Genomic DNA, 13256 nt, shown 5'->3' with positions numbered 1-13256 from the left:
AATGCTCAGCCGCGTCTTCATCGATCGTCCCATCTTCGCCTGGGTCCTTGCCATCATCGTCATGCTGGCGGGCGTCGGCGCGATCATGGGGTTGCCCATCGCGCAATACCCGGACGTCGCACCGCCCCAGGTGTCGATCCGCGCCACCTTCCCCGGCGCATCCGCCCAGACGCTGCAGAACTCGGTCACGCAGGTCATCGAACAGCAGCTGACCGGCATTGACGGGCTGCTCTATTTCCAGTCGTCCTCGTCCAGCCGGGGCTCGGTGACGATCACCGCCACCTTCGCCAAGGGCACCGATCCCGACATCGCGCAGGTGCAGGTCCAGAACCAGGTCCAGCAATCGGTCGCTCGCCTGCCGCAACAGGTGCAGCAACAGGGCCTGGTCGTCCGCAAGTCGAACCCCGATTTCCTATTGATCGCGGGCGTCTATGACGAGACGGACCGGATGACGAACCAGGACGTCGCCGACTATCTCGTCTCCAATCTCCAGGACCCGCTGGGCCGTATCCAGGGCGTCGGCGACACCAACGTCTTCGGGTCGCAATATGCGATGCGCATCTGGCTGAACCCGCAGCAGCTGACCTCCTATCAGCTGATGCCATCCGACATCATCACCGCGATCCAGAACCAGAATACCGAAGTCGCAGCCGGTGAGGTCGGCGGCACCCCGTCGGCATCGACCCAGATGCTGAACGCGACCGTGACCTCGCAGTCGCGGCTGCAGACGCCCGAGCAGTTCCGCCAGATCGTCGTCAAGACGCTGAACAACGGCGCGACCGTCAAGCTGTCCGACGTGGCGCGGATCGAACTGGGCGCGGAAAGCTATGCCGCGGTCAGCCGGATCAATCAGCATCCGGGTGCGGGCATCGCCGTGCTGATGGCACCGGGCGCCGACGCGCTGAAGACCGCCGAGCTGGTCAAGGCCGAGGTCGCCCGTGTGGCCAAGGGCTTTCCGGCGGGCCTGAAGGTCGCCTATGCCAACGACTCCACCGCGTTCATCAAGCTGTCGATCGAAGAGGTGGTCAAGACGCTGGTCGAGGCGATCATCCTCGTCGTCATCGTCATGTTCGTCTTCCTGCAAAGCTGGCGCGCCACGCTGATCCCGACGATCGCGGTGCCCGTCGTGCTGCTGGGGACCTTCGCGGTCTTCTATCTGGCCGGCTTCTCGATCAACACCCTGACCCTGTTCGGACTGGTGTTGGCGATCGGCCTGCTGGTCGACGACGCGATCGTGGTCGTGGAGAATGTCGAGCGTCTGCTCGAGGAAAATCCCGACATGACGCCGCGCCAGGCGACGATCGAGTCGATGAACGAGATCAGCGTCGCGCTGATCGCCATCGCGCTCGTCCTGTCGGCGGTGTTCCTGCCGATGGCGTTCTTCGGCGGATCGACCGGCGTGATCTATCGCCAGTTCTCGATCACCATCGTCTCGGCGATGATCCTGTCGGTCTTGGTCGCGATCATCCTGTCGCCCGCGCTCACCGCCACCCTCTTGAAGCAGAAGTCCAAGGAGGCCGAGGAAGGCGCCTGGCTCGATCGCAAGTTCCCGCGCGTGGCGCATGGGCTGCAACGCGCCAAGGACGGGTTCAATTCGCGCTTCGAATGGACGGTGGAGAAATACACCTCCGCCGTGCGCACCGTCGTCGACCGCAAATGGCTGTTCCTGCTGATCTATGCCGGCGTCGTGGCGCTGCTCGCGGTGTTGTTCCTGCGCCTGCCCACCGGCTTCCTGCCGACCGAGGACCAGGGATCGGCGCTGATCCAGTTCCGCCTGCCCGCCGGTGCCACCCAGGCCCGCACCATGGAGGTGCAGCGTCAGGTCGAGCAGTATTTCGCCAAGAACGAAGGCAAGAACGTCTCGGTCCTGTTCACGGTCGCTGGCGGTGGCGGTGGCGGCACCAGCGGCCAGAATACCGGCCAGGGCTTCATGAACTTCGTCGACTGGAAGGACCGCAAGGGCAAGGAAAACGCGGCGGACGCGATCACCGCGCGTGCCTCGGGCGCCTTCCGCGGCCTTCGCGACGCGCAGATCTTCGCGCTGGTCCCGCCCGCCATTCGCGGCCTGGGCCAGTCGGACGGCTTCACCATGGAGTTGCAGAACATCTCCGGCATGCCGCTGGAGAAGTTCGAGGCGATCCGCGACCAGTTGCTGGCCAAGGCGAATGCCGATCCGCTGCTCGCCTCCGTCCGCCTGACCGAACTGCCCGATATCGCCACGCTGCGCGTCGACCTGGACCAGCAGAAGCTGTCCGCGCTGGGCCTGACGCAAGCGCAGGTGAACTCGACCCTGTCGACCGCCTGGGGCGGTCAGTATGTCAACGACTTCATCGATCGCGGTCGCGTGAAGCGCGTCTATGTCCAGGGCGATGCCCCGTACCGCGCCGAGCCCGAGGACCTGAAGCAGTGGTTCGTGCGCGGGTCGAGCGGGCAGATGGCGCCCTTCTCGTCTTTCTCGACGATCAACTGGGGCGTGGCGCCGACCACCCTGTCGCGGTTCAACGGCATCCCGTCCTATGAATTCCAGGGATCGGCCGCGCCGGGCTACAGCTCGGGCGATGCGATGAAGCGGATGACCGAGCTGGCCTCGCAAATCCCCGGCACTTCCATCGCCTGGGCGGGCCTGTCCTATCAGGAACGCCTGTCGGGCGGGCAGGCACCGATCCTGTACGGCCTGTCGATCCTGGTCGTCTTCCTCTGCCTGGCCGCGCTGTATGAAAGCTGGTCGATCCCGTTCGCGGTGCTGCTGATCATTCCGCTCGGCCTGATCGGGGCGGTCGCGTTCGTGACGCTGCGCGGCCTGACCAACGACGTCTATCTCCAGATCGGTCTGCTGACGACGATGGGGTTGGCGGCGAAGAACGCGATCCTGATGATCGAGTTCGCCGAACAGGCGGAGAAACAGGGCAAGCGAGTCATCGACGCCGCGCTGGAGGCCGCCAAGATCCGTCTGCGGCCGATCCTGATGACCAGCTTCGCCTTCATCTTCGGCGTGTTGCCGCTCGCCATCTCGACCGGCGCGGGCGCCAACAGCCGTATCGCGATCGGCACCGCCGTCATCGGCGGCATGTTGACCGCGACCGTCCTGGCGATCTTCTACATCCCGCTGTTCTTCGTGCTGGTCCGTCGGTCGGTCCGCAACGGCCTGGCGCGCCTGCGCGGACAGCCGATGAGCGAGCATGGCGCGGGCCATAAGCCTGCCCCCGAAAGCGGAGCCGAGAAGGCCTGATGCGTATCCTGTCCCCCTCCTTCGCACTACTGTTCGGCGCGACCGCGCTGTCGGCCTGCTCGCTGGCCCCGAAATATGTCCGCCCGGCCACCCCGGTGCCGCCGTCCTGGCCGGTCGGCGACGCCTATCTCCGCCAGTCAGAAGCCGCGCTGCCCACGGTGCGCTATAGCGACGTCTTCCGCGACACCCGGTTGCAGCGGCTGATCACCCAGGCGCTGGCCAACAACCGCGACCTGCGGCTGGCGGCGGCCAACATCGCCTCGACCCGCGCGCAGTACCGCATCCAGCGTGGCAGCCTGTTCCCGCAGGTCGATGCGACGGGCCGCTACAGCTATACCGACCGTGGCTCGGGCGGCGCGGCCAGCCAGGCCATCGGCAATACCGGCGGCGGTACGGGTAACGGGACCGGCACCGGCGGCACGGGTACGGGTACGGGGACGGGGACCGGTGTCGGCACGGGCGTCGGAACCGGCGGCACCGGAACCGGCGGCGCGGTTTCCACCACGAGCGGGTCGGGCAGCGCCTGGTCGGTCAATCTGGGCACGACCGCCTTCGAACTCGACCTGTTCGGCCGCATCCGTTCGCTGACCGGTGCCGCGCTCGACCGGTATTTCGCGACCGAGGCGGCGGCACGCGCCACGCGGCTGACGTTGGTCGGCGACATCGCCGATGCGTGGCTGACCTATGGTGCCGACCAGAGCCTGCTCGCCATCGCGCAACAGACCGCGAGCAGTGCCGAGCGCAGCGTCACGCTGACCCGTGCCCGGTTGGAGGGCGGCATCGCGCCGCGCACCGATCTGCGCCAGGCCGAACAGGTGCTGGCGACCGCCCAGGCCGATCTGGCGCAACAGAAGACCGCGGTCGCGCAGGACGTCAACGCGCTGCAACTGCTGGTCGGTGCGCCGATCGACACCGCGCTCCTGCCCCGCTCGATCGAGGAAGCCGCGCCCACCGTCGCGACCCTTCCCGCCGGGCTGGACTCGGGGATCCTGCTGCGCCGTCCGGACGTGGTGCAGGCGGAGTATCTGCTCCGCGCCGCCAATGGCCAGATCGGCGCGGCGCGGGCGGCGCTGTTCCCGCGCATTTCGCTGACCGGCCTGGTCGGCTTTGCCAGCACCGCACTGACCTCACTCTTCTCGGGCGGCAGCTTCAACTATTCGGTGGCACCGTCGGTCAGCTATCCGATCTTCCAGGCTGGGGCAGGCGTGGCGAACGTCGAATATTCGAAGGCGGAGCGCGATGCCGCGCTGGCGACCTATGAAAAAACGATCCAAACCGCATTCCAGGAAACCGCCGACGCGCTGGCGCGGCAGGGCACGATCGATGACCAGCTCGGTGCCAATCGCCGCTTCCTGAACGCCGCGAGCGACACGTATCGGCTGACCGATGCCAGCTATCGCGGCGGGGTGACGCAGTTCCTGAACACGCTGGACGCGCAGCGCTCGCTCTATTCGGCACAGCGTACCGTGGTCGCAACCCAGCTGACCGCCGCCAGCAATCGCGTGACGCTGTACCGCGTGCTGGGCGGAGATTCATTGTTGGAGGCGACGCCCAACGGCCCGGTGCCGGTAAGCCCGGGCAACTGACGTTCGGCTTAGGCCCTCGCTACAAGAGGAGCCAGGCAAAACCTGGAGTTTGGATCCATCCAATCCGGAGCGCCACCCCGGCGAAGGCCGGGGTCCAGTCGGAGGTGGCGTGATGATGATCCGGCTCGCTCCATCAATGAAGCCTTCGCAACTGGCCCCCGGCCTCCGCCGGGGTGGTAACGCAACAGGTCTGATCTGGTGGATCAAACTTTAGTGGAAGGGTGTTCCCGATCCTGAGGTAAGCCCAACTTACCGGACGGGACACCCCTCCGCCATCTCTGCCACCCTTCCTTTTGGGGAGGGAATGGCGACGCGCTTAGTCCTGCTTCGACCCGCGCACCGCGCCGATCGAGTCGCGGCCGAACTGGACAATCATCTCGCCGATCTCGCGCGCCTGCGACATCGAGCGATTGCCCTGTTCGCGCATGAATTCCGCCTGGATCCGCATCACCTCGGACAGATCGCGGGCCGAGGCGGCCTCGCGCATCGCCGCAAAGGCTTCGCGGGCATTGGTTTCGGCCTGATCGAGCATCTTCATCGTGACGGCCGATCCGCCCTCGGCGATCTTCTGGCCCGATGCCTGCATCGCCTCGCCCGCGCCCTTCATCCGGTCGGCAAAGGCACCCGCGCCCATGTCGCCACCGATCGCGCCGGCGCCGCCGCCATTCCCCATATCCTCGGCCATTGCATACTCTCCTCGTGAACTGCCGTTCGGCTTGAACCATTGGCCCGCCGGGGAGTTGCACGGGGCCACCGTGCAGGGCGAAATCACAGCCGTGCGAAATAGCGGGAAAGGATCGTCTCGGCCTTTTCGGTGGCACGCAGATGCCCCGCCCCGTCGGACGATCCTGCATCCCGCACGATCCAACCGCGCTGGATCAACAGGGCGATCCAGCGCGGCCCGACCGTACCCGTCGGCGACAGCCCAGCCCGCTCCAGGATGGCGGCATCGTCGAGCGCCCCCTCGGCATCATAGACGGCCAGCGTGATCTCCCAGCCCGGATCGCCGAACAACTCGCCATCGTCACCCGCCAGCCCACGCACGTCGCGGCGATGCTTCAGGATCATCGCGGCGCATTCGCGCGGCGTCGGCACACGCGGAGGGCGCGGCACGGGGACGCCCCCGACCTCGCCCGAGATCGCCCGGATCCGCGCCTGGACGTCCGTCATGACGGTGGTGAAATGGGCAAAGCTGGCGCGATCCTGTTCGGGCCAGTGCAGCAGGCGCAGGTCGGTCACGATCGTACCCCCCGCCACGGCAGGATCCAGTCCGCATCCTTGCCATAGCGCGCCAGGCGCTGGCGATGGCGCAGCACGCCCGCCGCCAGCAGCGCGATCATCGGATAGGCCAGCTTGCCGCCCGCCGCGGCATACATCCACGGCATCAGTCCGGCATCGAACCCGCGCACCCCGTGTATGCCGATCGCCAGCAGATGCAGCGCGGCCAGCCATAGCGGCCAGAACCGGTTCGCCAGCAGCGCGACCGTGATCAGCCCCCCCATCAGGGTCAGGTCGATCGCCAGCTCGAAGCTCTCGACCCGCTGGAAACTGGTCAAGGGATTGAACGGCAACAGCCAGGTCGCGATCGAGGCGAGGAACAACATGATCGCCGTCACTCTTTCCGGCCGCCCCCCAAAGGTCAGCGCGTAAAGACACACCAAGCCCTGAAGGATATGAAAAATATAAATATGCATCATGGCGCACGCCGCGAAGGAATGACCGGAACGGACATGCGCCAAGTGCCCCGTCAGGCCGCGACGCGCAGGGGAACGGGAACGATGTCGGCCGTGACCGACGGCGGCTTGGGACGGGTGTCGCCATAGTCGTCGGCGTCGAACCCGATCGTCTTGCCCACCTTCTCCAGAACGCGGTGGCTCTGTACGGCATGGCCGCGCGCCTGGCCGATCGCCATCAGAGCCTGGCTGAGCTGTTCGAAGGCATGCTGCCCTACCACGGCCGACAGCCGCGCCTCGGACCGCGCACGCGGCAATGCCGTTGCCAGTGCGCCCGCCGTCGCAAAGGCCGCGTCGAGTTCGTTTTCGAGTTTCCACAACAGCTGGGTCACCTGGACCGCCGCCTCATGCTCTGCCGTCATTGTTCATACTCCGCGCCCCCCGCCGCCCAAGCGTTTGCGGGTATTGTTCAACCGGCAAGGTGGGAGACACGCCCGATCACGCGGGTCATCACGTCAAGCCCCGTCGCCAGCATGCCGAAGCCGATGGCGAGCGCGATGGCGATCGTGGGAACCCAGAGCAGCCTTTCGGCCACCGTCATCTCGTTGCGGGTCTGACCTCGCCGCCGGATCGGAAGGAGCAAGCGGGACGATGTCTGGACATGGCCGTCCTTCACCGCCCCGCCGACCGTACTCCCATCCGGTGAGATCGTCACTGGCATGGCGGCCGGTTCGAAAACCAGCCCCGCAGAATTGGGTATGATTTTATCGGGGGTAGGGTTTTCTTCGATTTCAGGGACTTGGTCGGATGCCGGAGCCCCCTCCACCGCTTCATGCTCGGCCAGGGCAAGCGCGGCATCGCGACGATTGCGTGCGCCGAGCAGGCGAACGGCCTCGGCGAGATAGCTGTCGACGGTGGATTTGCCCAAGCCCAGCTCGATCGCGATTTCCTTCGAGCCCTTGAGTGCCTTGACGCCGCGCAGGCATTCGCGGTGGCGGCGCGTGAGGAGGGCGAAGCGTTCGGGGGTCATTGTGTTTTCCGGCTGTGCCGGAGGATCCGTCCAGGCATGAATGCCGCATTAGCCGGGACAGGGCTCTACCGCCAAGCGCTTCCACATCCGATCCGAAGGCGATCGGGCGGCCAAGATCATGGTTAATCGATCAGAACGATCAGTCGCGACGATTCGGGACCTGTATCGCCTCGATCGAATCGAGCGCATGGAGCAGGTCGTCGAATGCCGTATCCTCGCTGACCGGGAAGGACCGGCGAAAGCCCGAGCCCAACACGTCGAGGTCGCGCTGGGTCAACAGGCCGACCGCGACGATCTGGTCCGGGCGACGGGGCGTGCGCGGCGGGTGCTGTGTCATTGGCACCACCGCAGGCGGGCCGGGCGCCCGATCACGGCGACTGGACCGCCGGGCATGGGATCACATCCCGCCGGCCCGCGCTGCGCGGTATCCGCAAGGGCGGAGGATCGCATATCCGTGACGCCGTACATTGTCCGAACTCCCATCATGACGGCTCAACCCGTCATTCGTCATGCCTGTTCCACGCTTTTTCCACGGTTGCGACGGGACACCATATGGTTGGCGCAAATCCCCGATTCCGCACGCCGCGCCCTTCCCTGTCGGCCCACCCCTTGCTAAGGCGCCCTCGTCAACCGGATTTATCCCCGGCGCGCCCGCTCGCGGCTGCATGCTGCCGTGTCCCACTGGGCGTGCCCGGCTCGACCAAGAAGGGACGCCCATGACTGCGATAGGCCAGGACAGCCTGAACACCCGCTCGACGCTCGACGTGCGGGGCAAGACCTATGACTACTATAGCCTCGCCAAGGCCTCTGAGCAGCTTGGCGATATCAGCCGCCTGCCCTTCTCGATGAAGGTGCTGCTGGAAAACCTGCTGCGCTTCGAGGACGGCAAGACCGTCACGCGCGAGGATATCCAGGCGATCGTCGACTGGCAGAAGACCCAGCGTTCGGACCGCGAGATCCAGTATCGCCCGGCCCGCGTGCTGATGCAGGACTTCACCGGCGTTCCCTGCGTGGTCGACCTCGCCGCGATGCGCGACGCGATCACCAAGCTGGGCGGCGACGCGGCCAAGATCAATCCGCAGGTTCCCGTCCACCTCGTCATCGACCACTCGGTCATGGTCGACGAGTTCGGCACGCCGCAGGCGTTCGAGGATAACGTCGACCTCGAGTACCAGCGCAACATGGAGCGCTATGAGTTCCTGAAGTGGGGATCGAAGGCGCTCGACAATTTCTCGGTGGTTCCGCCGGGCACCGGCATCTGCCACCAGGTGAACCTGGAATATATCGGCCAGGCCATCTGGGCTTCGACCGAGACGGGCGACCATGCCAAGGGCGGTGCGACGATCGCATATCCCGACACGCTGGTCGGCACGGACAGCCACACCACGATGATCAACGGCCTGGGCGTGCTCGGCTGGGGCGTCGGCGGGATCGAGGCGGAAGCCGCGATGCTGGGCCAGCCCGTGTCGATGCTGATCCCCGAAGTCGTCGGCTTCAAGCTGACCGGCAAGCTGCAGGAAGGCATCACCGCCACCGACCTGGTGCTGACCATCACCCAGATGCTGCGCGCCAAGGGCGTGGTCGGCCGCTTCGTCGAGTTCTATGGCCCCGGCCTGTCGTCGATGACGCTCGCCGACCGTGCGACGATCGCCAACATGGCGCCGGAATATGGCGCGACTTGCGGCTTCTTCCCGATCGATGACAAGACGCTCGACTATATGCGCCTGACCGCGCGTTCGGACGAGAATGTCGCGCTGGTCGAGGCCTATGCCAAGGCCAACGGCTTCTGGCGTCATGACGATGCCGCCGACCCCCTGTTCACCGACACGCTGGAACTCGACATGTCGACGGTCGTCCCGTCGCTGGCAGGGCCCAAGCGTCCGCAGGACAAGGTCATCCTCACCGAAGTGGACGACGTGTTCAACGCCGACCTCACCAAGGTGTACAAGAAGGACGCCGCCGTCCGCGTCGCGGTCGAGGATCGTGCGCATGACATCGGCGACGGCGACGTCGTGATCGCCGCGATCACCAGCTGCACCAACACCTCGAACCCGAGCGTGCTGGTCGCCGCTGGCCTGGTCGCGCGCAAGGCGAACGCGCTGGGCCTGAAGCCCAAGCCCTGGGTCAAGACCTCGCTCGCCCCCGGTAGCCAAGTCGTCACCGATTACCTCGACAAGGCGGGCCTGACCGCAGACCTCGACGCGATCGGCTTCAACCTGGTCGGCTATGGCTGCACCACCTGCATCGGCAATTCGGGCCCGCTCGCCGAGCCGATCTCGAAGGCGATCAACGGCAACGACATCGTCGCGGCCTCGGTCCTGTCGGGCAACCGCAACTTCGAAGGCCGCGTGTCGGCCGACGTGCGCGCGAACTTCCTCGCCTCGCCGCCGCTGGTCGTCGCCTATGCGCTGAAGGGCACCGTCACGCAGGACATGCGTGAGACGCCGATCGGCCAGGGCAAGGACGGGCAGGACGTCTATCTGAAGGACATCTGGCCCACCAACGACGAAGTCCGCACCCTGATGGATGCGAACATCGACGACGAGATGTTCCGTTCGCGCTACGGCAACGTCTATGCGGGCGATGCCAAGTGGTCGGCGATCGAAGTGACCGGCTCGGACACCTATGCGTGGCCGACGGGTTCGACCTATGTCGCCAACCCGCCCTATTTCGAGGGCATGGAGATGACGCCGAAGCCCGTCACCGACATCATCGAGGCCAAGCCGCTCGCCATCCTGGGCGACTCGATCACCACCGACCACATCAGCCCGGCCGGTTCGATCAAGGCCGACAGCCCGGCAGGCACGTTCCTGCAGGAGCATCAGGTCGCGAAGAAGGACTTCAACTCCTATGGCGCGCGTCGCGGCAACCACGACGTGATGATGCGCGGCACCTTCGCCAATATCCGCATCAAGAACGAAATGGTGCCGGGTATCGAAGGCGGCATGACCCGCTATGAGGGCGAAGTGATGCCGATCTATGACGCCGCGATGCGTCACAAGGCCGACGGCACGCCGCTCGTCATCGTCGCGGGCAAGGAATATGGCACCGGCTCGTCGCGCGACTGGGCGGCGAAGGGCACCAACCTGCTCGGCGTGCGTGCGGTCATCACCGAGAGCTTCGAGCGTATCCACCGTTCGAACCTGGTCGGCATGGGCGTCCTGCCGCTGCAGTTCGCCGAGGGCGTGACCCGCGAGACGCTGAAGCTGGACGGCAGCGAGAGCTTCACCATCCAGGGCGTGGCGAACCTTCGTCCGCGTCAGGACGTCGAAGTGATCCTGGCTCGCAAGGACGGCTCGACCGAAACCTTCCTGACCAAGTGCCGCATCGATACCGTCAACGAGCTGGAATATTTCCTGAACGGCGGCATCCTGCAGTACGTGCTGCGCAACCTGGCGGCGTAACACCCGTCACAAGGCAGAAAAGCCCGTCCGGAGCGATCCGGGCGGGCTTTTTCGTGTGCTGCGATGGCGCGATGCCGCGAAAAAGGTTTGTTCACGCAGAGGCGCGGACACGCGGAGATACAGTCAGCGATGCAGCGAGCTGATATCTTTGGCAGGTTGGGAATGAAGGGCCGCTGGCGCGGCAAAGGCAGACTCTCGGTGCCTCTGCGCGAGCGACCTTTTCCTGCTCTATGAATCCCCACCATTCCGGCGAACGCCGGGATCCGGCTGGGCAATCGGCGGTGACAGCTTTTCACGTACCGCAACTGGCCCCCGGCCTCCGCCGGGGCGGAACGACACAGTGAAAGAGGGACGTTCCTTCAGTCCGCCCGCTTCGACTTGCGCAGCGCGGTTTCGCGTTCCAGCCGGTCGAGCAGCGTCTCAATCGACTCGTCCTTCAGGTCGGGCAGCGGCAGTGCGGCGCCCCGGTCCTCCGGCGCGGATTCGCGCATCGGCGGCAGGGGCATGGGCTCGGGTGGCCTGACGGCACGCGCCGGTTCGCGCGGGGCCGACAGGATCGCATCCGGGTCGAATGCCGATAGCGGCTGGTCCAGATCGGCGGGCAGCGGGCGCTCGACGATATCGTCCTCGACCGGCGGCGGCGGGGGTGCACCGAGTTCGGCGGCATGGAGCGGGCGACGCGGCGGGGCGTCGGGGTGGCGGTCCGAACGGCGGACGCTGGGCACATAATCCTCGTCGTCCGGCCGATCGGCGGCGACGCGCCCGGCGAGCAGTCCGCCCGGTCCCCATAGCAGATAGGCGGCGGCCCAACCGACCGCACCCGCACCGGCACCCGCCACCACGGCGAGCAGCACCCGCGCCTTCAAGCCCAGCGGCGGCTGCGCGGCCGACAGGATTTCAGGCAGTCCCAACTGGCCGACCAGCGATTCCAGTCGCCAGTCGGGCACGATCATCACCATCAGGGCCAGCAACAGACCAAGCCCGCCGCCGATCCAGGCGGGAGCAAAGCGGTAGGGAGAGGGCGTGGCGGTGAAGGTCATAGGTTTCCGGTCCGCCCTTCCCGTAGCAATCGCTGGTAAACAGGTTCGTAACGCCGAATGTTCGACGCCCAGTTCCGCTCTTTTTCGACAAAGGCCCGGCCCGCATCCCGTCGCGCGTCCCAGATATCGCGATTTCCGAGCAGGTCCGCCAGCGCATCGGCCAGCGCGGCCGGATCGTCCGGCGGGAACAGCGTGCCGGTGCGCCCGTCCTCGATCAGTTCGCGGTGGCCGCCGACATCCGACGCGGCGACCAGTCGACGCTGCGCCATTGCCTCCAGCGGCTTGAGCGGGGTGACGAGATCGGTCAGCCGCATCTTCTTGCGCGGATAGGCCAGGATATCGACCAGGCCATAATAACACTCGACCTCGTGATGCGGCACGCGCCCGACGAAGCGGATCGCGTCGGCGACCGGCGAGCGTTCGGCCTGCGCGCGCAGCGCCGCCTCCATCGGCCCGCCACCGACCAGCAGCAACCGGGCGCGGGGGCGTGCCTGAACCAGCCGGGGCATGGCGGAGATCAGGTCGTCCAGCCCTTCGTAATCATAGAAGCTGCCGATGAAGCCGATCACCTCGGCCCCGTTTTCCAGCCCCCATTGCCGGGCCAGCGCTTCGTCACGCGGGGCGGGCTGGCCGAACAGGGTCAAATCGACGCCATTGGGCGACACCACGATCTTGTCGGCGGGTAGCCCCCGCGCGATCAGGTCACCGCGCAACCCTTCGCAGATGACCGCGACCGCATCGGCACGCGCACAGGCCCAGCCTTCCAGCGCACGGGTGACGCGGTAACGTACACTGCCCTCGACGCCGGTGCCGTTGCCGACCGCCGCATCTTCCCAGAAGGCGCGGATTTCATAGACCAGCGGCAGCCTTCGCCGCCGTGCGACGACCAGCCCCGCCAGCGCGTCAAGCACCGGCGAATGGGCATGGAGGATATCGGGCCGGAATGCCGCCACGGCACGCTCGATCGCCCGGACCTGACCGGCAAGTCCTACCAGTTCGCCCAGGGCCCCACGCGGCGCGTTGCGTTCGGCGGCGGGGGTCCGATGGAAGGTCAACCCGTCGACCGTCTCGACACCACCCGGCCCGGCTCCCTGCCTGGGCCCGGTGACGGCCGCGACCTCATGTCCCTCTGCCCCTTGCGCCTTCAGGATGGCGCGGGTGCGAAAGCTGTAACCGCTTTGTAGCGGCAGGCCGTGATCGAGAATATGCAGGATGCGCATGATGTTGCACCTGTCATGCCAGCCCTTAACGTGGCGTCAACCGCCGGTTTATAAGCATGCCCCGAAGCGATACG

The 13256-nt window shown here is 66.4% G+C and carries 11 protein-coding genes; 3 read left to right on the top strand and 8 right to left on the bottom strand.

What is annotated here, in order from left to right:
* Window position 1: 1 nt before the first annotated feature.
* Both SOM26_RS14745 and SOM26_RS14740 read left to right on the top strand, forming a co-directional pair.
* Window positions 2-3229 (top strand): efflux RND transporter permease subunit, encoded by a 3228-nt coding sequence (locus SOM26_RS14745; protein ID WP_320453462.1) that lies wholly within the window; start codon window positions 2-4, stop codon window positions 3227-3229.
* Window positions 3229-4815, top strand: coding sequence for an efflux transporter outer membrane subunit (locus SOM26_RS14740; protein WP_320453461.1), 1587 nt, complete (start codon window positions 3229-3231; stop codon window positions 4813-4815). The genes SOM26_RS14745 and SOM26_RS14740 overlap by 1 nt, the downstream gene beginning before the upstream one ends.
* A 316-nt stretch (window positions 4816-5131) precedes the next feature.
* Here the strand turns inward: SOM26_RS14740 and SOM26_RS14735 are convergent, their stop codons facing one another.
* The 6 genes from SOM26_RS14735 to SOM26_RS14710 form a co-directional block, all read right to left on the bottom strand.
* The gene (locus tag SOM26_RS14735) at window positions 5132-5500 is read right to left on the bottom strand and encodes a phasin family protein (protein ID WP_320453460.1); all 369 of its coding nucleotides are present in this window, start codon (window positions 5498-5500) and stop codon (window positions 5132-5134) included.
* 83 nt (window positions 5501-5583) lie between these two features.
* On the bottom strand, window positions 5584-6072 hold the full coding sequence (locus tag SOM26_RS14730) for a hypothetical protein (protein WP_320453459.1): 489 nt from the start codon (window positions 6070-6072) through the stop codon (window positions 5584-5586).
* Window positions 6051-6431 carry a hypothetical protein gene (locus SOM26_RS14725; protein ID WP_320453458.1) on the bottom strand — a complete coding sequence of 127 codons (381 nt, stop codon included), beginning with the start codon at window positions 6429-6431 and terminating at the stop codon, window positions 6051-6053. The genes SOM26_RS14730 and SOM26_RS14725 overlap by 22 nt, the downstream gene beginning before the upstream one ends.
* 131 nt (window positions 6432-6562) lie before the next feature.
* On the bottom strand, window positions 6563-6910 hold the full coding sequence (locus SOM26_RS14720; RefSeq protein ID WP_320453457.1) for a hypothetical protein: 348 nt from the start codon (window positions 6908-6910) through the stop codon (window positions 6563-6565).
* Between the two features lie 47 nt (window positions 6911-6957).
* Window positions 6958-7518, bottom strand: a complete 561-nt coding sequence (locus tag SOM26_RS14715; protein WP_320453456.1) for a helix-turn-helix domain-containing protein — start codon at window positions 7516-7518, stop codon at window positions 6958-6960.
* A 139-nt stretch (window positions 7519-7657) separates the two neighbouring features.
* Window positions 7658-7855 carry a hypothetical protein gene (locus tag SOM26_RS14710; protein ID WP_320453455.1) on the bottom strand — a complete coding sequence of 66 codons (198 nt, stop codon included), beginning with the start codon at window positions 7853-7855 and terminating at the stop codon, window positions 7658-7660.
* Between the two features lie 379 nt (window positions 7856-8234).
* Between SOM26_RS14710 and acnA the strand changes: the two genes are divergently transcribed.
* Complete coding sequence (gene acnA, locus SOM26_RS14705) at window positions 8235-10922, top strand: aconitate hydratase AcnA (protein ID WP_320453454.1); 2688 nt, start codon at window positions 8235-8237, stop codon at window positions 10920-10922.
* A 359-nt stretch (window positions 10923-11281) separates the two neighbouring features.
* Here acnA and SOM26_RS14700 read toward each other — a convergent pair whose 3' ends face one another.
* Together SOM26_RS14700 and SOM26_RS14695 are read right to left on the bottom strand one after the other, a co-directional pair.
* Window positions 11282-11962, bottom strand: coding sequence for a hypothetical protein (locus SOM26_RS14700; RefSeq protein ID WP_320453453.1), 681 nt, complete (start codon window positions 11960-11962; stop codon window positions 11282-11284).
* Complete coding sequence (locus tag SOM26_RS14695; protein ID WP_320453452.1) at window positions 11959-13182, bottom strand: TIGR04063 family PEP-CTERM/XrtA system glycosyltransferase; 1224 nt, start codon at window positions 13180-13182, stop codon at window positions 11959-11961. Before SOM26_RS14695 ends, SOM26_RS14700 begins: the two co-directional genes overlap by 4 nt.
* Window positions 13183-13256: the final 74 nt, after the last annotated feature.

The sequence above is a fragment of the Sphingomonas sp. CFBP8993 genome (assembly GCF_034044895.1).
Classification (GTDB): Bacteria; Pseudomonadota; Alphaproteobacteria; order Sphingomonadales; family Sphingomonadaceae; genus Sphingomonas.
This window is presented reverse-complemented; position numbering and strand designations above follow the sequence as displayed.

Excerpts from the sequence above, each read along its gene's own strand:
- SOM26_RS14695 (WP_320453452.1), bottom strand. The coding sequence starts at position 13,182 with ATGCGCATCCTGCATATTCTCGATCACGGCCTGCCGCTACAAAGCGGT.
- SOM26_RS14735 (WP_320453460.1), bottom strand. The coding sequence starts at position 5,500 with ATGGCCGAGGATATGGGGAATGGCGGCGGCGCCGGCGCGATCGGTGGC.
- SOM26_RS14740 (WP_320453461.1), top strand. The coding sequence starts at position 3,229 with ATGCGTATCCTGTCCCCCTCCTTCGCACTACTGTTCGGCGCGACCGCG.
- SOM26_RS14710 (WP_320453455.1), bottom strand. The coding sequence starts at position 7,855 with ATGACACAGCACCCGCCGCGCACGCCCCGTCGCCCGGACCAGATCGTC.
- SOM26_RS14700 (WP_320453453.1), bottom strand. The coding sequence starts at position 11,962 with ATGACCTTCACCGCCACGCCCTCTCCCTACCGCTTTGCTCCCGCCTGG.
- acnA (WP_320453454.1), top strand. The coding sequence starts at position 8,235 with ATGACTGCGATAGGCCAGGACAGCCTGAACACCCGCTCGACGCTCGAC.
- SOM26_RS14745 (WP_320453462.1), top strand. The coding sequence starts at position 2 with ATGCTCAGCCGCGTCTTCATCGATCGTCCCATCTTCGCCTGGGTCCTT.
- SOM26_RS14720 (WP_320453457.1), bottom strand. The coding sequence starts at position 6,910 with ATGACGGCAGAGCATGAGGCGGCGGTCCAGGTGACCCAGCTGTTGTGG.
- SOM26_RS14715 (WP_320453456.1), bottom strand. The coding sequence starts at position 7,518 with ATGACCCCCGAACGCTTCGCCCTCCTCACGCGCCGCCACCGCGAATGC.